This is a genomic window from Pseudofrankia inefficax (assembly GCF_000166135.1).
Classification (GTDB): domain Bacteria; phylum Actinomycetota; class Actinomycetes; order Frankiales; family Frankiaceae; genus Pseudofrankia; species Pseudofrankia inefficax.
Genome location: NC_014666.1, coordinates 2,594,636 through 2,620,223 on the forward strand (window position 1 = coordinate 2,594,636; position 25,588 = coordinate 2,620,223).

The window sequence follows — 25,588 nt, forward strand, 5'->3', positions numbered from 1 at the left end:
GCGCTACCCCTTGACGAGCGGCGTGGGCTGGACCGACGCGCGGGTCGAGACCAGGGGTAGGCGCGAGGCTCTCCATGGTCGCACGGCCTCGTCCGAGGCGCCGTGGTGGGCGAGTCCTCCGGGCTCTTCTGCCGCCGGCCGGCTGACGACTCGCACTCGAAAATTGGTGGAGCGGGCGCCTGGCCCGCTCCATGCTTACCGCGATGACGGTTGAAGCTGAGGACATCGCACCGGATTGGCGCTATGCGTCGTATCGCAGCGTGCGCGGCGCCCTACAACGAGGTCAGGGCAGCGCGGTCGCTTGGCTGCGCGACCACCCCGACGATGCGCAACTGGTCTACGAATGCACCAGCCGGGATACCCGGTGGGACTGGCAGGTCGACGATCGCCGCACCTACCTGGCCCGGCTCCTGCGTGACCTGCGCCTCGACCTGGCCCCGCTGATCACACAACAGCGGGCCTGCGGCCCCTACCGCAGCTGGCCAGACCGGGACCCGACCGACGAGTACAACCAGTTCGATCTCACGGTCGGGACCCTGGAGACGCTGGCCCGCACGGGCAACACACAGGCCCGAGAAGCGCTCCGTGGATACGTCCGCGACGGGGCCCGCTGGGTCGATGCCCTGGAGACCATCAGCTACGAATGGCCCGCCGAGTGGTGGGATGACCTTTGGGAGACCGCCGCCGCCCGCCTCGGCGTCGAGACCCCGCCGAACCTATGGGCCGCCGGCGAGCCATGGGAACGCTGGCGTGGCCGCGACTCCCACTTCGACCGCCTCCTCGACGCCACCCTGCCCACCCGTCACGACTACCCGGCCACACAAAACGATCTTGCTGTGGCGTCCGACGCTGACCTGGTCACCCTCCTACGCACGCCGCACACCGATCGAGGCACCGTCGCAGCGGTGTTGCGGCAGATTCGACGCCGAGGTAAGCCCGTTCCGGAACTGCTCGACCTGGTCGAACACCTGGCGCCCCTCGGGTCGTCGACCCTGGTCCGCGCGCTGCACCCACTCGGCCGCCTGGTGGCCCCGCCCGCCCGAACCTGGGCCGCTGACCCCACCCACCCCCTCTTCCGCTACGCCCCCGACCTCCTGGCCGACCACGGCGACGAGCAGGACATCCCGACGCTCCTGACCGCGCTCGACGGTCTCGCGGACCAGTGGTGCGGCTGGGACCAACTGACCGCGGGCATCGCGCGGATCCTCAGCGGCCTGCCACCGACCGCGCACGGGGAGATCCGCACTCAGCTGGTCCGCCGGCTCCGCTCGCTGACCGACGCCTCGCCGCATTCGTACGAACGAGCCAGCTACCTTCGCAGCCTGCTTCTCCTCGACCAACCGGACACGATGAACACCCTGGCGATCTACCTGCTCGACTGCGAGCCAGAAGTAAGGCGGATAGCCGCCGAGAACGCCCCGCTCACCTCGGAAGCCCGGCGCTGGCTGACCGAGCTGCGCGACGACCCCATCGAGGACCACGACGTCAAGCACACCGCAGCACGCAGACTGTGACCGTCCGACCAACCAAGACCCGCACAGCCATACATCCGGCCCATCCCATGGCTGGCTGGCAACCGCCGTACCCGCAGCGAGACTCCGACCTCAACCTTCAGGGGAGCTGCCACCAAGCCGGAGGCGGCTTGGGCCTCGCGACGCACCGGTCATGGATCGCCGGCGGCTCGCGGGACTGCCTCGGTAACGGTGGTTCCGGCTGATTTCGGCGGACGGCCAGCGGTCACGGAATGTGATCGACATGGCGTCGATTACGGGCTTCGTGCGGACGGCCCACCGGGCGCGGCCGGTCCCGGTCGGGTCCAGGCTGCGGGTGACAAGGTACAGGCATTTGAGCGCGGCCTGGTCGGATAGGAAATGCCCGCGGGTGCGGACCGCCCGGCGGTAGCGGGCGTTGAGTGACTCGATCGCGTTCGTCGAGCACAGGACCCGGCGTATTTCCGCGTCGTAGTCAAGGGTAGCGCCGAAACCGGGATGACTCGGACCGCGACGCGAGGGAGACCGGCGGGTCGTGGGGCCGGGTTTGGCTGCGGGCGCGCGGGTGGAGGCGGGCGCGGCGTGATCCGGCAGGTGAGGTTCGGCGGTCATAGTGCCGTGGGCGTCACGGTCGGGCGTGGGCTCGGGCTGGGGGTGGGGCTGGCTGTCGGGGTGGGGCTGGTGGTTGGGGTAGGGGTGTTGGTGGCGGCCGGGATGGTCGCGGCGGGTCGGGTGATGTTGGTGATGGTGAGGGTGGTGAGGGTTTGGGTGGGGCAGCCGGGTGGGGTGGTGGTGAGGGTCAGGGTGATGGTGGTGGTGTGGCCGGGGTCGGTGAGTTGGTCGAGGCGGAGCTGGGTGAGCAGGACGGGTAGGGCGTCGCTGGGTTTGAGGGGTAGCGGCCGGTCGGTGTCGGCGAGGGTCTGGCCGGTGGGGTTGCGGGCGAGGGTGTGGAGGGTGATGGTTCCGTCGGGGTCTGTGCCGGTGGGGGTGGTGTAGCGGCCGGTGAGGTTGAGGGTGGTCGTGGTGAGGGTGGCGGTGAGGCTGCCGGTCGTGATCGTGAGGGTGTTGCAGGCGGCTGCGGTTGGGGAGGCGGCTGAGGTCGCGGGGGCGGTGCCGATCGGGGTGAGGGCGAACACGGGGTAGGGGCTGGCTTCGCTGGTCTGTGCATCGCCCTCGGTCGGACCGGTGGCGGCGGTTGGTGGGGTGATGGGGGTGGGTGGTGTGGTGGTGTAGCCGGTGGTCCAGGCGAGCACGGCGCGGACGTAGGCGTCCGACGGGTTGTAGGCGCGGATCGCCGCGCTGAGCTGGGCCGGGTTGGTCAGGTCGCGGTGGTGGGCGCAGAGGTAGCCGCTGGCGGTGAGGGCTGCGTCGTGGATGTTGTTCGGGTCCTTGCGCCCGTCGGCGTTGCCGTCGCGTCCCGCGCCGCTCCAGGTGGAGGGCAGGAACTGCAGCGGGCCCACGGCGCGGTCAAAGATCGTGTCGCCGTCGAGAGCGCCGTGGTCGGTGTCGAGGATCCGTGCGAAGCCGCCGCCGCCCGTGAGGCGGGGGCCCAGGATGGTGGGGGAGACCGTGCCGTTGGGGCTGATCTGGCGGCCGGTGGCGTTGCCGGACTCGACTTTGCCGATCCCGGCGAGCAGTTGCCAGCGCAGGTGACACCCCGGGAGCTCGCCGGCGAGGGCCGTCGCGGCCTGCTGGTAGGCGGCGAGGACCGGGGCGGGGATCCGGCGATCGGCGGTCGTGAGGGTGACCAGGTCGCTGGGTGCGTTGGCTGGTGCGGCCGCGGCGGTGGCGAGTGCGCCGGTAGGTGGCTGGTCGTCCTCGCCAGTCGCTGGTCCGCTCGGGTTGAGGGAGGGCATGGGGTAGTTGGTCGCGGTAGTCGGGGGCGTGGTCCTGGAGGTGGCCGCAGCGTCGTTGCCGGACGGTGCGACAGTGAAGATCAGTAGGAGGGCGATCGCGGGAAGGCCGAGAGTGGGTAGGCCGATGATCTGGGCTCTGCGGATGGTCCGTTTCTTGGAGGGGGTCAGCGGCTTGCGGTGGCGGCCGGGTGGCTTCCCGCTGCTGTTCGGCGAGACGTGCCGGCCGGTTTTCTTCTTCGTCTTGCGGCGCCGGTTGTGGGCGGCGGCCGGGTCCGCGGGTGGCGGTGGTTTGGCTGGGTGGGGCGGGGTGTTGTCGCTGGGGAGGTCGTCTGGGCCAGCGACGAGGGTGTCGGTAAGAGGAGCATGATCGCGGATCGGTCTGGGGTCGCCGCGGGTCTGGGCGTCCGCCAGTTCGGCTTCGGGCGAAGACGTGGTTTCGGGCGCCGTGGTGGCCGAGAGCTCGCTGGTCGGGCGGCTGCGCCGTCTCACGTTCGTCACCGTTCCTTCTGAGCCTTCGCGAAAGCAGAACAGGCCTGGGCGCGGCGCTGGAGCACGCTGGTTTTCGGGCATGCGGAAGCGCCAGCAAGGGCCCGGGAACCAGCTAGCCCGTCAAAGACGTGCCGAAATCCTCACGGCTGACGCCGTGAGGTGATGTGAGCTACCTCGGCTTCGTCGTTCGACGGTGACAGCGAGCCCTTACCAGTCCGCTGACTACCGAAGGCGACCGGTGACGATCCGCACCGGGTGCGAACCATGGAGGGCGCGGGGGAATTGCCGGCGAGTGGGTGAATACGTGTCCGGAGTACACGGTCGCCCATGGTGCCACGTCGTCGGCCTTGTGCCACATGGAACGCGCAGAAATCTTCAGATCTGGACAACTGCGCAGGTAGCCAGCTTGAAGTAGATCTATGTCGAGCGTTCGGGTGGGGCGGATGGCGCCAGTGACATCGGCGCGCGTCGGGGATGAATCAAACATCTACTTGCCTGTAGCTGTAACTGTCCGTGTTGCTCCTGAGGGTCTGTAAGGCGATTTCTGCTACAGGGTTGTGTGTCTCCTATGGTTGGTGGCATGCTGGCGCCCGCCACTTGACGTGGTGTGCGCCAGTCCTTGAGTCGGAACGTTCTCGGCCCTGGGTCTGGTGGGTCGTGCGTGTACGACGCTGTCCGCGCATCGTTTTCTCCTGGCTCCTTATCTGGTCTCTTTGTGCTGCCCTGAAAGGCATCGGCGTTCGTCGCCGGGCTGGTTGTCAAGGGCAGGTCGCCGGCGCGGGCAAGGCTGCCCAGGCTGGTCTCTCGTCGTTCGGCGTTGCCCTGTTCACGTCTTGTTCGGGAGCCTTTTGATGACCGGCCGGCACCGTCCCGCTTCCAGTCGCCTTCTGTCCTTCGGGCTTCTCTCGTTCGGCCGGCGCAGGTGGCGGCGTGACGCCCGGGTCCGCCGGGTGGCGCCGCTGCTGGCGGTGCTGCTCGTGGTCGTCGGCCTAGTCGTGCTGGACGCGCCGGCCAAACCGAAGGCGGTGCCGATCGCGGATCAGAACCCGTTCCGCGGCTCGGACAAGCTGCCGGGTTCGTCGTCGGGTAGCGCGGCGGGGAAGGTCAGCCTGGTCCCGACGAGCGCGACGCAGGGCACGGCGAAGGCAGGCCCGGCGACGCTGAAGGGCAAGGCTCCCGTGGTAGCGGGGGCAGTGGCGTCGACGGGAGCGACGATCACGCCGCTGAAACAGGTTCCGTTCACCCCGCAGAAACCGTCAGCGGATGAGGCGGCGAGGGCGGCTTCCACGCCGCGGGGCGCGCAGCTCGGGCCGTCTCGGCCTCAGGCGGTGACGCGGCCTGACGCGAGCGGCGAGATGAAGCCGCAGGCTGGCCGGGTCGAGGTTCCGGGGCTGCGGACGGCGTCGTCGGAGGTGTTCCACAACCCGGACGGGACCTACACGTCCGAGGAGTCGATGGGCGCGGACCGGTTCAAGGATTCGAAGGGGAACTGGGTCGGGATCGACACGTCGCTGGTCGCCGGCGACAAGGGCCGGCTGCGCGCGAAGTCGACGCAGTCCGGCCTGGAGGTCGCGCCGAAGGCGAACGACGCCGAGCTGGGCAGCATCGACCTGGGTGGCGGCCTGTCGTTCGGTTTCGGGATCGCGCAGGCCGCGGGGGTGGCGGCCAAGATCGACGGGTCGAAGGCGACGTTCGCGAGTGTTCGTGATCAGGCGGATGTCGAGCTGGGGCCGACCGCGGACGGCATGAAGGAAGTTCTTGTGCTGCGCTCGGCGCAGGCGCCGACGACGTGGGTGTACCCGCTGACGCTGTCCGGTCTGACCGCGAGACTGAGCGATGGCGGTGATGTCGAGCTGGCCGACAAGGCCGGCACGGTGCGGGCGCTGATCCCGCACGGTTGGATGGCCGACTCGAGGCCGACCACAGCGGACGGCTTTCAGGCCTGGTCAGATGGCGTGACCTACAGCCTGATCACGCTGGCGAACGGTCAGCAGGCACTGCAGATGGACCTCGACAAGGCCTGGCTGACCGCGCCGGACCGCGTGTTCCCGGTGAATGTCGACCCGAGCGTGTCGACGCTGTTGACGGGAGAGGACGACACCTACGTCTCGTCGGCCAATCCGTCCGCGAACTACTCCGCGCTGGCGGACATCAAGGCCGGGTACTACTCGCCGACCAACGACATCGTGCATGGGTACCTGAGTTTCCCAGGCAGTGACCCGCTGACGAACGCGACGGTGACGAACGCGCACGTCAAGATTTTCAACTGGTTCTCCGCCAGCGGGTGCACGGCCCACCCGGTGAGCCTGCGGTCGGTGGCGTTCGGCTGGAACGGCACGAACATGACCTGGCCGGGCGCGACGCTCGGCGGTGAGGTCGCCAACAAGTCGTTCGCCGATGACGGCAGCTCGTCGTGCGGCGGGTCCTGGGAGTTCATCGGGGACTACGACACCCGGCTGAGCAACTTGGTGAACACCTGGACCCACGACCCGACTGCCAACTTCGGCCTCGGGCTGACGACGTCGGACACCGACACCCAGTGGCTGAAGTCGTTCTACTCCAACGACTGCTGGTGCAACCCGGCGACCCCGGATTCGGACTACCGGCCGCGCCTCGAGCTGGAGTGGACGCCCTACGGCGCGTCCTACTCGTTCCCGTCCGGGACGCCGGCGTGGTCGGTGCCGCCGACGACGACCGCTCCGGGGCAGATCACGGTCCGGCTGACGAACACCGGCCAGGCGACGTGGACGGCCGGTGCCGGTTATGCGCTGTCGTACCACATCTTCGATGCGACGAACACGTTCGAGTTGATTCACCAGGGCCTGCAGACGCCGATCCCGACGACGGTGGCGTCGGACCAGTCCGTGGACGTGAACGCGTCGGTGGATCTGTCCAGTCTGTCGTCGGGTAACTACACGATCCGCTGGGACATGGAGCAAACCGGCACCTCCTGGTTCTCCGGCCAGGGCGTCGGCGAGCTCGCCACCCCGGTGAGCGTCGCCGCCGGAGTGAACCAGTCGCCCTACATCGTCGGGGTCTCTCCGATCTCCGGGTCCGAGGTTCCCTCGACGCAGCCGACGCTGGGTGTGCTCGCGCTCGACCCGGACAACGACCCGCTCACCTACCAGTTCCAGCTGTGTACCGGGACGGACGCGAACTCGGGCACCTGCCAGTCCTCAGGCTGGACCTCGTGGCCGATCTGGACTCCACCGACACCGTTGACCTGGGGACAGCTCTATTACTGGCGCGTCCAGGTCTCTGACGGCACGTCGCAAAGCCTGTGGTCGTCGCCGCTGGTCCTGGAGCCGGTGAACTACAACGCGACGGTCGGTGCTGACTACGGGGCGAACACCTACGCGCCCGCCGTCGCCGGGGTCAATCCGCTCACGCAGAACTTCACGACCCAGGTCACGGACGCGTCAGTGCAGGGTGCGGGTCCGGCGTTGTCGGTGGCGCGTACCTACAACTCGAAGAGCACGACCGACGGCCTGTTCGGCACCGGCTGGACCAGCGCCTACGACGTGACCGCCGGCGCGGCCACCTCCGGTCCCGGGAACGTCCAGGTCCGCAACGGCGACGGCCGAACAACCCTGTTCGGTCGCAACGGCGACGGTACCTACCAGCCGGAACACGGCTACTATTCGTCGCTTCAGGCGTCCGAACCGCGGGTGGCATCGTTCACCGCCGCGAACTCGACCAGCTCCCTGGGCGCGACGGACACCGGCGAGACCTGGCAGGCACTGGCCGGCACGTGGGGCATCTCGAACAACTCCGCTTACCTCGCGTCCGCCGGAATTTTCAAGTCGGTGGCGGTCGTACCGGCGCCCGCGGACGGCACGATCCAGTTCTCCACCCCGACGACGCAGTCGCGGCTCGGCATCGCGTTCCGCGTCCAGGACGCGGACAACATGTGGATGCTCTACGAGAACGGAACGTCGCTGGTCCTGGCGAAACGCTCCGGCGGCCTAGAGACCACCGTCAAGACGGTCACGGGCGTCTGCTGCGCGACGACGGACACCTATGGCGTCCGGATGGTCGGCAGCACCCTGCAGATGCTGCGCAACGGCGCTGTCGTCGGCACCGCGACCGACACCGCGTTCTCCACCGTGACGAAGGCCGGCCTGTACGCCCAGTCGACCGGCACCGGCCGGATCGACGGCCTGACCATTACGCCTGAGGGACATCGGGCGACGTTCACCGGCGCGAACAGCGCCACCAGCCTCGGGGCCAGCGACGACGGCGAGGCCTTCACCGGCCTGGCCGGCACCTGGGGTATCAGCGGCAACAGCGCCTACCTCGCGACGGCGGGCGGCTCCGGGCACAACCTGACCACTGTCAGCGGTGCCGCCGACGGCACGATCACCTTCACCGAGCCTGTCGCCCAGGCCGGGGTCGGCGTCGCGTTCCGCGCTGCTGACGTCGACAACTACTGGCGCCTGGTCGCACAGCCAGCGTCGAACAGCTGGCAGTTGGTCAAACGCGTCGCGGGTGTCGACATTGTGGTCGCGACGGCGGCCAGTGGCTGCTGTACCGCGGCCGACGTGCTCAGCATCATCACCTCCGGCACGTCGATCGCAGTGCTGCGCAACGGCACCCAGATCCTCTCAACCCACGATCCGGCCCTGCTGTTCGCCAGCCGCGCGGGCCCGTACGCCGATGCCGCCGGTACCGGCCGGATCGACACCTTCACCACCACCGCCGCCACCGAGCTCACCGAGAAGGGCGGCACCGCATCCACGTTCCGCTCCGACGGCAAGCTGGTCGCCACCACCGACCCCGCCGGCAACCGGGTCGCCCTCGCCTACGACGCCAACTCCCGGCTCACCACAGCCACGAACACCACGTCCGGCCGGGCGCTGACCTTCACCTGGACCACCGACAACACCCACATCGCCCAGGTCGCCACACCCTCGGTCGCGGCGAACGGCGGGGCACTGACCTGGAAGTACAGCTACACCTCCGGCCGGCTGACCGGGGTGACCACACCGGGCCTCACGACTGGCGGGTCAACCTACAGCTACAGCTCATCCGGCCAGCTGAACCAGATCACACTGCCCGAGAACACCCTCGACACCAAGGTCGGCTACAACTCCGACGGCACCGTCGCCTGGCGCGAGGACGGCCTCGGAAACCGCACCACCTACGCGGTGACCGCGACCAGCCCGAACATCGTCGTGCGCACCACCGACCCGGCCGGCACCAACACCGACTGGACCTACTCGGTCTACGGACAGCTGCTGTCCAAGACGGGCCCTACCGGCACGAAGACGTTCACCTACAACGACGACGGGTTCCTCGCCCAGGCCACCGACGAGAACGGCAACGTCACCAACTACCAGACCGATGGCCACGGCAACGTCCTGGCGCGCACGGTCGTGCGGTACTCCGACGCGTCGGGCACCTGGCCGGTCACCGACTACTACGACTACTACAACGGCCCGCCCGGCGACCCCCGCGACGACCTGATCGTCGCCCACCGCGACGGCCGCTCCGCCGCACCGACCGACGATGCCTACAAGACGACCTACGGCTACGACCCCGTCGGGAATCTGCTCTCGACGACCAGCCCGCCGACCGCCGCGTTCCCCGGCGGCACCACAACCAGCTCCAGCTACACCGTCGGCGCCGAGACCGCCGTCGGCGGAGGAACAGAACCCGCGGGCCTGCTCGCCTCGACGACGGATGCCCGCGGGAAGGTCACGACCTACGGCTACGACTCCAAGGGCGACCTGCGCCACGACCAGGACCCCGCCGGCCTGATCCACGACTACACGACCGACGAGATCGGCCGCCGGCTCACGTCCAAGGAAACCTCGGACACCTACCCCTCCGGGCTGACGACGACCTACACCTACACGAAGCTCTCCCAGGTCGCGACCGTCACCGAACCCGGCGTGGCCAACCCGATCACCAGCACGACCCACACCCGGGTCACGACGAACACCTACGACAACAACGGCAACCTCACCCAGGCCGTCGTCTCCGACTCCACCGGCGGCGACACCGCCCGCACCACCACCTACACCTACGACGCCGACGACCGGCCGCTATCCACCACCGCCGCCTCCGGCACCGCGGCCGCCGCGACCAACGCGCAGACCTACGACGCCAACGGCAACGTCGCGACGACGACCGACCCGAACGGCACCGTCACGGCCTATACCTACACCCCGCTCAACGAGCTCGCGACGACAACGCTGAAGGACTTCGTCGACGACCCGGTCGCGGGCACGTCACCCCGGGACCTGGTCCTCGAGTCGCGGGCCTACGACCCCGCCGGGCGGCTCGCATCCGTCACCGACGCGCTCGGGCGCACGACCAACTACACCTACTGGCTCGACGGCAAGCTCCACCAGGTCACCCTCACCGGCTACCACAACCCCGACTTCGCCACCGGCGACCTGTCCGCCACGACACGGAACATCGTCCTCGAAGACCACTCCTACGACGGCGCCGGCAACGAGACCAGCACCGTCACCGGCGGCGGGCTGACCACCGCCACCGCCAGCTACGACCAGGCCGGCAACGCGACCGGCACCGCGCTCGACCCGGCTGGCGTCCACCGCACCACGGCGCTGTCCTACGACGCGAACGGCGACCCCACCGCGATCGAGACCGGCGCCGCCGGCACGTCGACGACCGAACGCACCGAGTACGGCTACGACAACGCCTCCCGACTCACCTCGACGACCGTCTTCGGCGACGGCGTCGCCCGCTACACCACCGCGCTAACCCGCGACCAGCGCGGCTATACGACGACGCTCGTCGACCCGCGCGGCTACACCCCGGGCGCCGCGTTCGACCCGGCCTTCACGACCCATGTCACGACCAACGCGGCCGGCGGGGTCGGCCAGGTGACCGCCCCGTCGGTACAGGTCGAGGAGAACGGCAACACGGCCAGCGCCGCGACCCCGACGGGGACGGTCGGCTACGACACGTTCGGCGAGGTCACCCAGAGCCGCGACGCCCGCAACCTGACCACAACCACGACCTACGACGCGCTCGGCCGGCCCACCCAGGTCAGCTACCCGTCGTACACGCCACCCGGCGGGTCCGCGTCGACTCCGTCCGAGTCGTTCACCTACGACGACAACGGCAACGTCCTCACCCACGTCGACACCCGCGGCCAGACGACGACCGCCGTCTACGACATGCGCAACCGGGTCGTCTCCGTCACGGATCCGCAGGTCGACGGGCTGCCGGCCCCCGGAGTAAGTCGCGCGATCTACGACGACGCGAACAACCTGGTCACGACCGTCGACCAGGTCGGTGCCTGGTTGTTCTACGCCTACGACGACCTCGACCGCCCTTGGGCGACGACCAGCACCGAACGCACCCCGAGTGCCACCTTCTCCACCTACTACGGCTATGACGACGCCGGCGACCTCAACAAGATCCTCCGCCCGACGAACGTCGGCGCCGGGGCCGCCGCGACGGCCGACTACAACGGTGCCGGCGAGCTCATCGCCACCCACGACGAGGCAGGCAAGACCACCACCTACACCTACGACCTCGCCGGCCGGCTCGCCTCGGGCACCGACCCGCTCGGCCGCAAGACGACCTACACCTACGACCGGGCCGGCCGCCAGACAGGCGCCGCCCAGTTCTCGAACACCAACGCCCAGCTGCGAAGCCTGTCCATCGGCTACGACGCGGCGGGCAACGTCACCTCCCAGACCGACCCGAACGGCAACACCACCACCGACGCCTACGACGCCCTCGACCAGCTCCGCTCGATCACGGTCCCCGTCGCGGCCGGCAGTTCGATCACGACGTCGGCGGGTTACGACACCGCCGGGAACCGCACCCGGCTGACCGACGGCAACGGCAACGCCACGATCACCACGTTCAACAGCCTTGGCCTGCCTGAGAAGACGATCGAGCCATCGACCACCGCCTACCCGAACCTCACCGACCGCACCTGGACCACCTCCTACGACACCGGCGGCCTGCCGGTCACCGAGGTCGAGCCCGGCGGTGTCACCCGCACCTCCACCTACAACGCACTCGGCCAGCTAATCGGCGAGTCCGGCACCGGGACGGGCGTGGCCTCGGCGTCCCGGACCCTGGCCTACGACCTGGCCGGGAACCTGACCAACGAGGACTCGCCGTCCGCCTCCGAGGAGTTCTCCTACGACGACCGCGACCTGCACACCGGCTCCCACGGCACCGAAGGCGACGCATCACTCCAGTACAACGCCGACGGCCTGCTGACCTCACGCGGCAACGGTGGCCTCACCACTGGGTACACCTACGACACCCGCGGCAACCTCGCCACCGTCACCGGCGCCGGCACCCCCGGGACCCGGACCTACAGCTATGACGACGCCGACCAGCTGACCTCGATCGACTACGCCACGGGCAGCAGCGGCGCGGTCGAGAGCTACGGCTACGACCAGCTCGGCCGCACCACCTCCGACACCCTCACCGCACCCGGCGGGACGCTGCGTTCGCAGACCTACGGCTACGACAACAACGACAACCTGACCGCGACGACGATTGCGCCCGCCGGAGTCGCCGGCGCCGGCTCCCAGTCCTACGGCTACGACCAGGCCGACCGGCTGACGTCGTGGACCAGCCAGGCGGGCAGCACTACGGCCTACGGCTGGGACGCTGCCGGTAACCGGACGTCGGTTGGTGGCGTCACCGCGACGTTCGACGCCCGTAACCGCCTGCTGAACGATGGCGCCGCCAGCTACACCTACACCGCCCGCGGCACTCTCGCCTCGACCACCGCCGGTTCCAACACGACCACCGACACGTTCAACGCCCTCGACCAACTCACCTCGGTGGCCAGCGGGTCGACGACCACCACCTACGAGTACGACGGGCTAGGCAGAGCCTCATGGCGTAACAGCAGCCAGGCCTTCACCTACGACGACCTGACCAACGAACCCGCCTTCCACGACGGCACCCTCTACGCCTACGACCCCACCGGAAAGCTCATCGGCGCCGACACCGGCAGCGCCGGCCTCGCCACCCTCACCAACCCCCACGGCGACACCACCGCAGCCTTCACCACCACCGGCACCCTCACCGACACCCGCGCCTACGACCCCTTCGGCACCCCCACCACCACCGGCACCAGCCACCTCGAAATCGGCTACCAAGGCGGCTGGTCGGACCCCACCACCAGCCAACTCAACGCCGACACCCGCTGGTACACCCCCACCACCGGCACCTTCACCGCCCGCGACTCCACCCCGCTGCCCTGGACCGGCACCGCCGCCGACAACCGCTACACCTACGCCGCTGCGAACCCGCTGCTCAACAGCGACCCCACCGGCCGGCGGTCGGGTCCCTCCTGGGAAACCAGGGTTTTGAGGGCTGCCGCCACCGAACTCAGGTCAGGCGAGGCCGACGAAGAAGCCGGCGAAGAAGGCGGTGGAGCCACGAGCTACGCCGTCAGCCGGGAAGCTGGCTACGGCCTTGCCTGCGCGGTCTTCTGCCCACACAACGAGCCAGACGCGAACGCGGGCGCCGCACTCGGCGCCGCGGTCGGCACAGCCGGTAATGACAACGGGGCCAAGCTCGGCGCCGCGATCGGTTCCGCCGCGCAGACCACGACCAAGACGAAGACGTCGAAGTCGTCGCAGTCGGCCAGCAGCACACCGACAAGGACCAAGACGTCCAAGTCATCCAAGCCGGCCCGCAGCCCCGCGAGACAGCAACCCACCTACCCCGACCCGAACGACGTCGTCCACGGCACCCTGCACGTCAACCCCGACGCCAACCACGGCGTCGGCAACAACGGCACCATCCCCAAGCCGACCGACGTGCCCCAGACCTACTCCAACCCCCTCGACGCCAATCTGGGCCCGTCCACTGACGAGACCGCGGGCCTGCAGTACACCGCCTCCGACTCCGACTGCCACAACGCGGGCCTCGCCCACTGCATCGGCGACGATCCCGTCAACCCACCCACCCAAACCGGCGGCGCAGGTTCAGGCCAGGGCACGGGCCAGGGCGGTGATGGCACGCCACCACCGGACGAATACCTCGGCGATGAGAGCCAGAACTCCTGTGCCGTCGGTGGACAAAGTTTCACCGCCTCCACCGAGGTCCTGATCGCCGACGGCACCACCAAGCCGATCAGCCAGATCCACCCAGGCGACCGGGTCCAGGCCACCGACCCGACCACCGGCAAGACCGCCCCTCAGACCGTCACCAACGTCTGGGTCAACCACGACACCGACCTGCTCGACCTCACCATCCAAACCGCCACTGGCACCTCGACCATCCACACCACCGAACACCACCCCATCTGGAACGACACCACCCACACCTGGACCGACGCCAACGAGCTCCACCCCGGCGACCACCTCCACACCGACAACGGCACCCCAGCCACCGTCACCGCCACCGTCGTCATCCCCGCCAGCGGCGACATGTGGGACCTCACCATCGCCAACACCCACACCTTCTATGTCGTCACTACCGGGACCGATATCCTCGTGCACAACGCATCCTCGTGCACGAGCGGCTCCAATCCGGCAGCGAGGACAGGACAGCAAGTCCACAAGGATTTCTCGACCATCTTGAATGGATATGGGGATGTCGGCTATGAAGGCGAGTTCAAGCTCCCTAGCGGTCTTCGACCGGACGGCGCCTTCACGGACCCTGCGACCGGTGTGCGGGTCCCGGTGGAACTGAAACCGGACACCCGAAGCCAGATCCGAAGAGGTCTGGGCGAGCTGAGAGTCTACGAGCAGGAAATGGGAGTCCCGTCGGGCTCTGGCCAGCTTTGGGTATACCGGGTAAATCCACAAACGGGCGCCGCGAGCTTCCAGAGGGTTCGGTGATCGGAACTGATGGTCGAAGAACTCAGGATTGTCGCGAAGGTCGTATCAGACCTGCTCGTGAAAGAGTGTGAGTTTACGAAGAAAGGGAATCTCTTTCTTAGACGGGATAGCGGTCTCCTTCGTACTGCCGTAGTGTCGCGCTCGAAGTGGTCTCATCCAGGCTCCTTCGGTTTCGATGTCTCACTCAATCTGGGTATCGCCGGGCTGAGTTCTTCATCGGCCGCTCGGAGCGAGTGGGTCGTGTCCGCTTCGCTAAACAAGATTCACCGAATGCGGACAAAATCCACGGTCGGCCTCGAGATCAGTGGAGATCCTGACGAAGATGCCGGCACCTGCTCGGAGCTGTCCGACGTGCTGCGGTCCGTAAGCAGTGAGTTTCTTCTAAGATCGAGTGGGCCGGCCGACCTTATCGACTTGGTTTGCAATGGTGTAGCCGACTTCAAACGACTCGACCTCTGGCCCTGGAATGAACTCCCGCGTCTCGAACTCGCTTGCGTCTACCTTGAGTTCATTGGTGAGACACAGGCTGCTGCAGAACTGCAGACCAAAGCTGGTGAGGTAGCGGCGTCCAGTGGTGTCGACTACTTCCCATCAAGACTACAGAAGAACATTATCAAAGCCGCGGAGATGCGCGCTACAGCACTTGGTCGCTGAGCCTTGTCCATCATCGCCTCCGGCTGGGCCGGACCGGCCAATGCCTCGGTGAGATGGAAAAGGCTCACTGGGCCCTTTCCGTTTGGGTTTTCCTAGTACTGCAGCTCCAGTGATCGCCCTGTGGTCTGATCCCGGACGGGCGGTGTGGCGGGGGACGTGAGGCGGCCACCGCGTGGTTCTTTGTGTCGTCCGGCGCGCGATGCCACCCTTCCGGCGCTTGGGACAAAGTGCGAGCCGTGGACAGGATGTGGATTCGCCCGCGAGCACCGACCCTGGACGGCGAGTGTCCCCAGGTCACAGCGATGTCGATCTATATCCGCCAAGATCACCCAAATCTACGAGGGCACCAACCAGGTCCAGCGGGTAGTGATGTCGCGCCAGCTGCTGAAGAGCTGAGCTGGCTGCTGTTTCTGCTGGTCAGGCGGAGGCGGCTGCGGACCACCACGGTCGTCGACACGCCGTTCGAAGGGTTCGGTGAAGAGCGGCCTGTCGGCTGCGCCAGGAACCGGGCGAGATCGGCGAACCCACGACGCCGATCTTCCCGCGGGCCCTGCTCCTGCCGCCAAGCCATGAGGATGTCTGAGAAGGGCCAGGTCGGGTAGCTCGTACACGAGCCGAGAAGATGTCGCCTTCTGTGCCGGTCTCCGGTATCAGACTCGCCCACCGTGGTCACACATTGTCGCGACATCGGTACGTGTTGCGGCGAGTCGATCATGGTGTCGCCCTGGAGAGGGGTGAGCTGCGCCGGCCGGTGGAGGCGGCGGGCGCTGGGGAGGGGTATTCCATGTCGGCACAGGTGCTCACGCTGGAAGGCGAGCGGCAGACACTCTCGGACGAGACCGTCGAGGAGATCCGCGCGATCTTCCGGGGGGCGGTTCTGACCGCGGACGACGTCGGGTACGACGAGGCGCGGATCATCCAGAACGCCATGCTCGACCGCAGACCAGGTCTCATCGTCCGGTGCACCGGGACCGCCGACGTCGTCGACGCTGTCAAGATGGCCACGGAGCGGAACCTTCTTGTCGCCGTCCGGGGCGGCGGCCACAGCATTGCCGGGAGCTGCACGGCCGACGACGCTCTGATGATCGACCTTTCGGTCATGCGGGGTGTCTGGGTGGACCCGGAACGGCGGCGTGTGCGGGTCGCGGGTGGTGCGACCTGGGGCGACGTCGACCGTGAGACGCAGTTGCATGGGCTCGCGGTACCTGGCGGGGTCGTGTCGACCACGGGTGTGGCTGGTCTGACGCTCGGGGGAGGAATCGGCTGGCTGCACCGCAAGTACGGGTTGGCGTGCGATGCGCTGCGCGCGGCCGATGTCGTGACAGTCCGTGGCGACATTGTGCGGTGCAGCGCGTCCGAGCACGAGGACCTGTTCTGGGCGCTACGTGGCGGGGGCGGCAACTTTGGCGTGGTGGTGTCCTTCGAGTTCGAGGCCTATCCGCTCGGTCCTGTCGTCTGGAACGGCATGGTCGTCTACCCGATTGACGCCGCCGCCGAAGTACTCCCGCGCTGGCGAGACTGGACGTCCACCGTCCCCGACGAAGTCACCAGCCGCGCCATGTTCTGGACGCTGCCAGCGGTGCCGCCATTTCCGCCCTCCGTTCACAACCGCGACGTGTTCATGATGGCTGCCTTGTACGCGGGTGACCCGGACGAGGGCCGACGGGCGTGTAGGGAGTTGGGCGAGTTCGGCAGGCCCCTCGCCGACATGAGCCAGGCCCTGTCGTATCGGACGGCGCAGTCCGCCCTCGACCCCCTCTTCCCGAAGGGTGAGTTGCAGAGCTACTGGAAGTCCGTCTATCTGGACCGACTAGACGAGGAAACGACCGGGTTCGTTGTCCGCGTCGGCCAGGACCGCCCGTCCCCGAAGACCTTGGTGCACGCGCCTCTCATGGGCGGCGCCATGTCGCGGGTCGGGGCGACGGAAACCGCGTTCGGCGATCGCGGCGCCCGATACATACTGAGCCTCGACGGAAACTGGCTGGACCCAGCCGACAACGACGTGAACATCCGCTGGGTGCGCGATGCCTACCATGAGGCCGTCACACTGCGGGCCGCGTCAGGCACTTACCTCAACTTCGGCGGCGACGCCGATCTCGATGACGACGACCGGGTGCGGGCCTGGGGACGCAACGTCGAACGCCTTCGGCAAGTGAAGCGCAGCTACGACCCGGAAAACCGCCTCCGGCTCAACCCCAACATTCCCCCCGCCGAAAACTGAGCCCAGGCGACGAGGATCGCCTCGCTGGCCGCTGGCCTGCCGTGGCCACGGATCTGCTCCGAGCCGAAGCGGCCACACGCGCCTCGGGTGCCGGCGGTCATCTGAGGTGGAGGCTAATGTCCCCGTATGCGCGCTAAGGCTGGCGGTTCGTGGGTGGCGGTTGGACTGCTTGTCCCCTTGCTCTGCCTCGGGGCGGGTTGTGCGGCGCGTGGCGTCGGCGTTGATGGGACCGCCGTCCCGTCCCAGGCGGCCACGGTGCCGGCTTCCACCACCGCGTTGCCGCCTGGCGCGGCTTCGGCTCTGCCCACGTCCATGGGCCCGTCGCCGAGCCCGTCCGTGTCGCCGAGCGTTACTCGCCTGCCCGGTGCCGCCGCCTCGACTCAGCCCGGTGCCGCCGTCGGCGGCGGTCTGGTTGCCGGCAACCCTGCGGGGAGGGCGGCGGTCCCGGCCGCGGCGGCCGCCGTCGACACCTCGCACCCGACCCGGGTCGTCGGCAGCGGCACGCCGGCGAGCTGCACCTCGGCCGCCGTGGTGGCCGCCGTCGCCGCCGGCGGGATCATCACCTTCAGCTGCGGCCCGAATCCGGTCATCATCACGATGACCGCCACCGCCAGGGTGGTCAACGCGGCGTCTCCCCAGGTGGTCATCGACGGCGGCGGTCTGGTGACTCTCAACGGCGCGGGCCACCGTCGCATTCTTTACCTGGACACCTGTGACAAGGCCCAGGGCTGGACCACCTCGCACTGCGACGACCAGGAAACGCCGAGCCTAACCGTGCAGAACCTGACCTTCGCGAATGGCAACTCGACCGGCGACACGGCCGAGGGCGGCGGTGGCGGCGCGATCCTGGTGCGCGGCGGCCAGTTCCGGATTGTGCATTCGGCGTTCGTCACCAACACCTGCGACCCGGCCGGCCCCGACCTCGGCGGCGCCGCGATCCGTGTGCTCGACCAGTACCAGGACCGCCCCGTATACGTCGTCAACAGCACCTTCACCGGCGGCTCGTGTTCCAACGGCGGCGCGCTGAGCAGCATCGGCGTCTCCTGGACGGTGCTCAACAGCGTCTTCCGGAACAACAAGGCCATCGGCCGCGGCGCGAACCCGGCGAGCTCCGGCACGCCCGGAGGTGGCAGCGGTGGCGCCATCTACAACGACGGCAACCAGATGGCGCTGCGGATCGCGGGCAGCATCCTCGAGAACAACAGCGCGGTCGAGGGCGGCGGCGCCGTCTTCTTCGTCAGCAACAACAAGACCGGCACCCTCACGATCGAGAACTCGACCCTGCGCGGCAACCCGAGCGCGGGCTTCGAGACCAGCCCGGGCATCTACTTCAACAGCTCGGGCAAGCCGTCCGTCTCCACCTCGACGATCTCCTGACGCCCATCCAGCGTGCGGCGTTGTCGCACCAGGTGGTCGAGGCGGGACACCGCGGGCAGGGCGAGCTGCTCCTAGCGCTGTTGCCAGCACCACCATCGCTATGCGCAGTGAGTGCCACCCATGAGTCGTGACGAGCCTGACCGTCGTCGGCTTCTCCTCATCGGTGGGCCCATCGCGTAGATATGGGGCCCGGGCCGGGGCGAGCGGCAGGGTCCGATCCTCGGTGCGGGGGCGAGTCGGAGTCGCTCCCGCGTCCGGGGGCCGTACCGTTTGTGGGCATGGGCGGACGCATTGTGGTGTTCGGCGCCACCGGCTACACCGGCCGGCTCGTGACCGCCGAGCTGGTCGCGGCGGGGCACCGTCCGGTGGTCGCGGGGCGTGACCGGGCGCGGGTCGACGCGCTGCGTGCCCGCCACGATGACCTGCCCGGCGCTCTGGCCGACGCGGCCGACCCCGACTCGGTGCGCCGGCTGGTCGAGCCTGGCGACGTCCTGGTCGCCACGGTGGGCCCGTTTTCGAGGTTCGGCCGGCCCGCCGTCGACGCAGCGATCGCGGCCGGGGCGCACTACCTGGACAGCAGCGGCGAGGCCGATTTCCTGCGCCAGGTGTACGAGGACGCGGGCCCACGGGCCGAACGCGCCGGCGTCGTGCTGCTTCCGGCGTCCGGGTTCGACTGCGTGCCCGGCAATCTGGCCGGCGCGCTCGCGCTACGGGATGCCGGCGAGGAGGCCCGGCGGGTCGATGTCGCCTACCAGGTCGTCCCCCCGGGCGGGCGGCTGCACCGGCTCGGAATCAGCAGCGGGACGAGGGCGACGATGCTGGCGTCCGCCTTCAGCCCGGTCGAGATGCTGCGGGCCGGCCGGCTCGTCACCCTTCCTTTCGGGCGCGAGGTACGGACCTTTCGACAGGACAGGTCGGTCTTGACCGGGGTGCTGTGGGCGGGAACCGAGGCGCGCACGCTGCCCCGGCTTGCGCCGCGGCTCACCGAGGCCGCGACCTACATGGTCGCGGGCGGCAGGCCGGCCCGGCTGGCGCGGGCCGCGTCCTACCCGCTCGCGGCGCTGTCCCGGCTGCGCGTCTTCACCCGGCTGGCGGGCGTGGCGGCGGCGCCGGCGCTGCGGGTCACGGGACGCGGGCCGGATCCGGCGGCCCAGGACGCGACCAGCACCGTCGTGCTCGCCACCGTGGCCGACGCCTCCGGGCGACAACTGGCCACGGTCCGTCTGGAGGGTGTGGATCCCTACGTCTTCACCGGCCGGATCATGGCCTGGATCGCTGGCCAGCTGGCGTCCGGCGCGGTGACCGGGCACGGCGCGCTCGGCCCGGTGGAAGCCTTCGGCGTCGACGGGCTCGAACCCGCCGTCGCGGCGGCCGGCCTACGCCGCGTGGGCCTGCCTGGAGTCAGCTCCGGATCCAGTTAGTCGGCCGGCTGCGGACAGAAGCTGGCCAGGTCGCCCGCGAGGGCGACCGTAACCCGCACCGGGGCAGTGGACGGCGGTGATCGTGGCGGGGAGACCCCTTGGCACGGCAGTCCCGCGTGCGATGACCCCGGCTTGAGTCAGAATCCCGGCCGCTCGCTGTCGCGGGACCTTTCGGGATGGTGCCGCACTACTGTCGGTGGAGTGAACGGAATGTGTACGGCCATGGCCCGCCGTCTGTTGCCGCCGTCGTCCCAGGCACTGGACGCCGCACCGCGCCCTGTCCGCCGGGGACCTATCTGCGCCCGCCGCCGTGCCTGGCATGGCTGAGCTGGCAGGACCGTCGAGAGCGCCCGGTCCTCGCCGGGTATCGCCGCGGCAGGTGTGGGCCTGGCTGTCGTTCGAGAACGCCACGGCGAGTCGCAGCCGCTTCCTGACGGTGCATCTCGCCCTCGAGACACTCCTCATCATCGTCGGCTTCCAGCTGTATTCGATCATCGCCGACCACGCGCCCCGCCACGCCCAGCAGGCACTGGGCCGCACCGACCGGGTCCTGCGGGCCGAGCGTGCGGTCCACCTGTCCCCGGAATTGTGGGTGAACACGTGGTGGGCGCGGTCGCATCTTCGCGAAGCGGTCGGGAACTACTATTACGACGGTCCGCACTTCATCGTGACCGCCTTGGTGCTGACGCTGTTGTTGGTGCTACGCCCCAACCAGTACCGGCTGTACCGGGACATTCTCTTCGTGGCGAGCCTGCTCGCGCTGGTCGTCTTCTGGCTCTGCCCGGTCGGACCGCCGCGGCTGCTGCCGTCGGCCGAGTTCGTCGACACGGTCGCGAGGGTGCGGACGTTCGGCGCAGGAGGACAGCATGGGATCACCTCAGCGGAGAATCCCTTCGCCGCAATGCCGTCGCTGCACGTCGGATGGGCGCTGTGGGTCGCGATGGCGAGTCGCGCGCTGACGGATAACCGATGGCTGCGTGCGCTCGCGTGGTGCTATCCAGCCCTCACCACCTTCGTCGTGATGGCGACGGGAAATCATCTTCTGGCGGACGCTGCCGCTGCCGCGATTCTCCTGCCGCTGTCGAGCGCGTTGGTGCGTGTCGCCCTCGGCGCGAGAGAAACGACGTTCCGCGAGCCCGCCCGGCGCGAGGTCGCCAGCGAGTGAAGGCCGCCCTGCCGGCGCTCGATGGCCTGGTGGCCTGGTGGTCAACCCCCGTCGGCGCGTTCGGAAGATCGATCGCGGCTGCGATGATCGACCGATGAGGTGGATTACTGACGACTTCCGTGTCGGCTACAGCCAGTACTACCTGTGCGATTACAACGTGATCCCCGAGAGTGTGGGCCTGAATCAGGCCTTTCAGGGGAACACACTCGTCGGGGCGGGTGGCGGTCACCTGGCCGTGGTCTGCGGGACCCACTACGGGCGGATCAGGATTACCGTCGAGGTCCGCGACGACGAACCCGCCGCTGCCTTCGACGGCTGGGCCATGGCCGTAGACGTCAGCCATCACAGCAATACGGGCCGGACCTGGCTCGGCGACATGGACACGGGCGGGCCGCCCGAGCTGGGGAACCTGACGCCTGGCGGCCCTGGTTGGTACCGGGTTCGCGTGCGGGCGAGGGGACGCGACGCCGCGCGGGCCGCGGGTAGCACCGGCTTCGACGCTGACCCGCCGATCGAGGAACACGCGGTGAGCATCTGGCCGGCGCTGCCCGCGCCCGACCTTGTCCACCGCTCCGAGGACGAGATCGCCGGCGGCCCGCGGCCAGCCCCCAGCGGTCCTCTACCCGCCTTCTACCCGGAATGCCGGCCAGGCTGGGCGTCGGCGCCCGCGAGCGACGAGCCCACGGAACTGGTACCGCAACGCGTCGAGAAGATCATCGATTGGACCATCGCCCACTACCCCGGGGCCCAGCTTGTTGGCGCGCTCCTCGCCGGCCGGGATCTGGCATTCGCCGACTTCATGGCGGCTCGCCTCACCGGCGCGGATCTGACCGGCTCGATACTCATCAAGACGAAGCTCACCGCTACCGACCTCGCCGGGGCGCGTCTGTCTCAGGCCAACCTCGACGGCGCGGACCTCGCCAACGCCAACCTGACAGGCGCCCGGCTCGACGACGCCATCCTGACCGGCGTCCATCTCAGCGAAGGCCGCCTCGTCGATGCGGTCCTCACGCGCGCGAACCTCCACCGGGCCGATCTCGTCGGTGCGGACCTCACCGGCGCAGACCTGACCGGGGCGCGACTCGACGGCGTCCGCTGGTCGGACTCCCCGGACTGGCCGGAGACGACCCACTGGCCGTCTCCAACGCTGGCCCGGCACATCCGGGCCCATTCCGATGCGTCCCCGATCAGACCTACCGACTTCACCGTCCGCTCCCTCACCCTCTGACAGCGGAGATCCCACCTCACGGACCACCGGCACACGCGCCGGCGGGGCTGTCGGGACTGTCTCGGTAACGGCTCTGCCGCGCTTTCGACTCTGTGGCACATTCGGTGGCCACATTCAGTGATCGCGTGGCGCACAGCCGCCGTCTCGCTTTCGTGTTTGTTTGCAGCTTTCCGAGGCAACATGGCGGCGGCTGCTCGACCTTGCGAACGACTGCGAGGTAGCAGACTTCACCCGCTTTGGCCTTCGCCCGCAGCGCTAACGCACCGTCACCATCGAAAGTGGAACAGAGCCGTTCGTGCAACTGATCCCCGGTGGCCCCGGCGTCGGCGAGAAGAACGTCCAGCTCTTCGTTGTAGGCCGGGGTGCCCACGGTGAAGGGCTACCAGCGTGCTCGTGGCTCCCTCGTGATCCGGGAGGGCGGATCCGTCTCTGTAGATCAGGTTCGGTCCGTCTCCTACTGTTAGGAGGCTCGACGGAGGAGGTTAGCGACGTCTGTGAGACTGAGACGGACCGAGGGGTCGGCGGTGCCGTTGGTGAAGGTGATTCCTTCCGATTCGAGGACCTGTTGAGGTGTGTCGGCGCGGCTGGGATCTGGCCACTTGAAATCCGCGGCGACCGTTCCGTCGGCGTCTAGGACGCGCCACCGATTCTGGCAGGACGGGCAGGTGGCGATGTGCTGGCCGAGTGGTTGGGCTTTGGTGGCGACTACTTGCGCGAGATCGCCGTAGGTTGTCCAGCGTCCGGCGGGCAGGGCATCGAGGCACGCGTGCAGGTCGGACCAGTCGCGTCTGCTCTGTCCCGGGACGGCCTCGGCGAGGTCCGCCAGGCTGTGTCCTGCTTCGACCTCCCACCAGATAGGTCCGCGCACCGATTCGGGCGCCGATCCGGTTGCCTGGGCGAGGATGTGCAGGACCAGCCTGGTGGGCGTCCAGATCCCACCGTCGGCCTCCCAGCGCAGCGGGCCCTTAGGATCGTTCTGCCAGGCGGCCCGGCCGCGTGACGGCTCCTGTTGTATCCACTGGTCGAGTTTGGCCCGCTGCGCGGCCGGCACAGCCGAGAGCGTGAGTCGGAGTGTGGTGCCGTCGGCGAGTGTTTCCGCGTCAATGAGCCGCCGTACGGCCGAGGCCGCCCGGGAACGCTGGACCTCCTTCTGGCTAACGCGTTCAGCGTCGGCCCGCGCCATCGGGCTGAGGGTGAATTCCTCGGCACCCGTCGTTGGCCACAATCGGTTGAAGCCCGCGAGGAAACCGTCGTCCGAGCGCCACGCGGCGACCTCGACCAATTCGACAATCAGATCGAACTGCGAGAGCCAGACGGCCGTGTTGGTGACCTGCCGTGGGAACGCGCCGGCGATCAGCATGATCCTGGGCTTACGCAGAAGCTCTGGGTCGAGCTCACCTCCGCCGAGATGTTCGAGCAGCAGTGCCCGAGCGGAGTCCCGGTCGGTCGGGTTTCCCCGCCTCGTGAGCCAGGTCGCGTGCGCGTCGGCGAGCGTGTCCAGCGTGAAGCCCGAGACCATCGCCGCATAGTTGATCGCCTGTAAATGGGTGTCCCCGGGTGCGGCGTCGCGTTTGAGCTCGACGACGACGAGCCGGCCGGCGGTACTAAGCCCGAGAATGTCGAGCCGGTCCCGGGCGCGGAGACCGTCGCTGCCGGTCCACTGGTCGTATTCGCTGGTCACCACCATCACGTCGTCGCCGAGGATTGCGGGATTGGCGAGCACCCACTCCTGCAGGTCGGCCCGCTCGCTCAGCCCGGCCTCAGCCAGCGAGACTGCGGGCAGCGCCGTCGCCTTGGCGCCATTGACCTTGAACAGCAATGTCATCGCTGACCTCCAGCCTGCGCCAGCCGGACAGACATTCGGCCTCTGATCCCGCTCACCTGGACCGAACGCAACCTTCAACGGTTGCATGGTCGGGGGCGCGACTGGATTTCCAGACGGCGTGGGCTGTCCGGACCTTGGCAGTGAGTTTGTCGACGAGCGCGGCCTCAGCGTCTGGAGGCTCGGTGCCGGCGGCGATCAGTTTGGCGTAGCGGACGGAGTCGACGACGGCCGACTTCACCCGTTCGTGCGCCAGATAGGTCGCCAGATCAGCGCGCCATTCGACCGCAGCCCCGGCGGGCACGGCGGCGAGCCAGGCCGCCTGGGCGGCTTCTTCCTCGTCAGCTTGGTAGCCCATCTTGTGAAGGTGGACGGCCAGGTCGTAGACCGGGTCGCCCCACAGCGCGAGCTCCCAGTCGAGGAAGTAAGTGACGTCGACGTCGACGATCATGTTCTTGCGGTGGATGTCGGTGTGGAGTAGCCGGAACGGCCTGGGGGAGAGGGTTTGCCAGCGTTCGAGGACCGGCCCGAGCGGATCCGCCGGAAAGCCGAGACCGTCGAACAGCTCGCCGAACTCGCCGAGAAACCGGGCGTGCACGCTGGCCGTGATGTCTGACAGCCGGTTCGCGAAGGAGGCAGTGTCACCGTCGAGCGGCCAATCGGCAGGAAGCGCCGGCAACTGCTCCAACGGCACCCGACCGAGCTGGGCGAACAGCTCTCCGACGTCCCCGACGACGTGCCCCGGCACGGGCTTGCCGCGCGGCGCCACCGCGTCGAGCACATCTCCGTCGATCCATTCGACTACCTGGTAAACCGGCTCGACGCTGCTATGCACCAGCCTGGGCACCCGGGCGATCACCGGGTCAATCGCCCGAACGACGTCAGCCTCGGGCCAGATCGTCAGGTCCATGGTGTCGGCGCCAGGAATCGGGATGCGAACGACGACCGACCCCGCGGGCGTCTCGATGCGGACGTTGTGGTTGTAGAAGCCGGCGCTGCGATCGGTACTGGCCAGTGCGATCCGGTACAGCCCGTCCGGGTCGCTGGTCTTCGCCACGGGGGC

12 protein-coding genes and 1 pseudogene are annotated in these 25,588 nt (G+C 68.6%); 8 read left to right on the plus strand and 5 right to left on the minus strand.

What is annotated here, in order from left to right:
- Positions 1 to 203 precede the first annotated feature (203 nt).
- Positions 204 to 1,514 (plus strand): hypothetical protein, encoded by a 1,311-nt coding sequence (locus FRAEUI1C_RS36100; protein WP_232425375.1) that lies wholly within the window; start codon positions 204 to 206, stop codon positions 1,512 to 1,514.
- Positions 1,515 to 1,733: 219 nt separating this feature from the next.
- Here the strand turns inward: FRAEUI1C_RS36100 and FRAEUI1C_RS41605 are convergent.
- Both FRAEUI1C_RS41605 and FRAEUI1C_RS36105 read right to left on the minus strand, forming a co-directional pair.
- A pseudogene (locus tag FRAEUI1C_RS41605) lies at positions 1,734 to 1,970 on the minus strand (transposase); the annotation flags it as partial.
- A 128-nt stretch (positions 1,971 to 2,098) separates the two neighbouring features.
- Complete coding sequence (locus FRAEUI1C_RS36105; RefSeq protein ID WP_013423290.1) at positions 2,099 to 3,844, minus strand: lytic transglycosylase domain-containing protein; 1,746 nt, start codon at positions 3,842 to 3,844, stop codon at positions 2,099 to 2,101.
- Between the two features lie 842 nt (positions 3,845 to 4,686).
- On the opposite strand from FRAEUI1C_RS36105, the gene FRAEUI1C_RS10600 reads away from it, so the two are divergent.
- The 7 genes from FRAEUI1C_RS10600 (at position 4,687) to FRAEUI1C_RS36115 (ending at position 22,703) form a co-directional block, all read left to right on the plus strand.
- A complete protein-coding gene (locus FRAEUI1C_RS10600; RefSeq protein ID WP_013423291.1) occupies positions 4,687 to 14,637 on the plus strand; it encodes a DNRLRE domain-containing protein in 9,951 nt (3,316 codons plus the stop codon).
- A 9-nt stretch (positions 14,638 to 14,646) separates the two neighbouring features.
- Positions 14,647 to 15,291 carry a hypothetical protein gene (locus FRAEUI1C_RS39450; RefSeq protein ID WP_157734892.1) on the plus strand — a complete coding sequence of 215 codons (645 nt, stop codon included), beginning with the start codon at positions 14,647 to 14,649 and terminating at the stop codon, positions 15,289 to 15,291.
- A gap of 784 nt (positions 15,292 to 16,075) precedes the next feature.
- Positions 16,076 to 17,512, plus strand: a complete 1,437-nt coding sequence (locus FRAEUI1C_RS10605; RefSeq protein WP_013423292.1) for an FAD-binding oxidoreductase — start codon at positions 16,076 to 16,078, stop codon at positions 17,510 to 17,512.
- A gap of 255 nt (positions 17,513 to 17,767) precedes the next feature.
- Entirely contained in the window at positions 17,768 to 18,889 is a 1,122-nt protein-coding gene (locus FRAEUI1C_RS10610) for a hypothetical protein (RefSeq protein ID WP_013423293.1), read from the plus strand.
- Between the two features lie 278 nt (positions 18,890 to 19,167).
- Positions 19,168 to 20,310: a saccharopine dehydrogenase family protein gene (locus FRAEUI1C_RS10615; protein ID WP_041259171.1), complete on the plus strand. Its 1,143-nt coding sequence runs from the start codon at positions 19,168 to 19,170 to the stop codon at positions 20,308 to 20,310.
- Positions 20,311 to 20,689: 379 nt separating this feature from the next.
- Entirely contained in the window at positions 20,690 to 21,475 is a 786-nt protein-coding gene (locus FRAEUI1C_RS36110) for a phosphatase PAP2 family protein (protein ID WP_013423295.1), read from the plus strand.
- A 94-nt stretch (positions 21,476 to 21,569) separates the two neighbouring features.
- Entirely contained in the window at positions 21,570 to 22,703 is a 1,134-nt protein-coding gene (locus FRAEUI1C_RS36115) for a pentapeptide repeat-containing protein (protein WP_013423296.1), read from the plus strand.
- A 16-nt stretch (positions 22,704 to 22,719) separates the two neighbouring features.
- On the opposite strand, the gene FRAEUI1C_RS39460 is transcribed toward FRAEUI1C_RS36115, so the two are convergent.
- The 3 genes from FRAEUI1C_RS39460 to FRAEUI1C_RS36120 all read right to left on the minus strand — a co-directional run bounded on the left by FRAEUI1C_RS39460 (position 22,720) and on the right by FRAEUI1C_RS36120 (position 25,582).
- A complete protein-coding gene (locus FRAEUI1C_RS39460) occupies positions 22,720 to 23,073 on the minus strand; it encodes a hypothetical protein (protein WP_157734895.1) in 354 nt (117 codons plus the stop codon).
- Between the two features lie 90 nt (positions 23,074 to 23,163).
- Entirely contained in the window at positions 23,164 to 24,528 is a 1,365-nt protein-coding gene (locus FRAEUI1C_RS10630; RefSeq protein ID WP_013423297.1) for an MGMT family protein, read from the minus strand.
- Positions 24,529 to 24,580: 52 nt separating this feature from the next.
- Positions 24,581 to 25,582 (minus strand): phosphotransferase family protein, encoded by a 1,002-nt coding sequence (locus tag FRAEUI1C_RS36120; protein ID WP_049806872.1) that lies wholly within the window; start codon positions 25,580 to 25,582, stop codon positions 24,581 to 24,583.
- Positions 25,583 to 25,588: the final 6 nt, after the last annotated feature.

Excerpts from the sequence above, each read along its gene's own strand:
- FRAEUI1C_RS36100 (WP_232425375.1), top strand. The coding sequence starts at position 204 with ATGACGGTTGAAGCTGAGGACATCGCACCGGATTGGCGCTATGCGTCG.
- FRAEUI1C_RS10600 (WP_013423291.1), top strand. The coding sequence starts at position 4,687 with ATGACCGGCCGGCACCGTCCCGCTTCCAGTCGCCTTCTGTCCTTCGGG.
- FRAEUI1C_RS39450 (WP_157734892.1), top strand. The coding sequence starts at position 14,647 with ATGGTCGAAGAACTCAGGATTGTCGCGAAGGTCGTATCAGACCTGCTC.
- FRAEUI1C_RS10605 (WP_013423292.1), top strand. The coding sequence starts at position 16,076 with ATGTCGGCACAGGTGCTCACGCTGGAAGGCGAGCGGCAGACACTCTCG.
- FRAEUI1C_RS10615 (WP_041259171.1), top strand. The coding sequence starts at position 19,168 with ATGGGCGGACGCATTGTGGTGTTCGGCGCCACCGGCTACACCGGCCGG.
- FRAEUI1C_RS36115 (WP_013423296.1), top strand. The coding sequence starts at position 21,570 with ATGAGGTGGATTACTGACGACTTCCGTGTCGGCTACAGCCAGTACTAC.
- FRAEUI1C_RS10630 (WP_013423297.1), bottom strand. The coding sequence starts at position 24,528 with ATGACATTGCTGTTCAAGGTCAATGGCGCCAAGGCGACGGCGCTGCCC.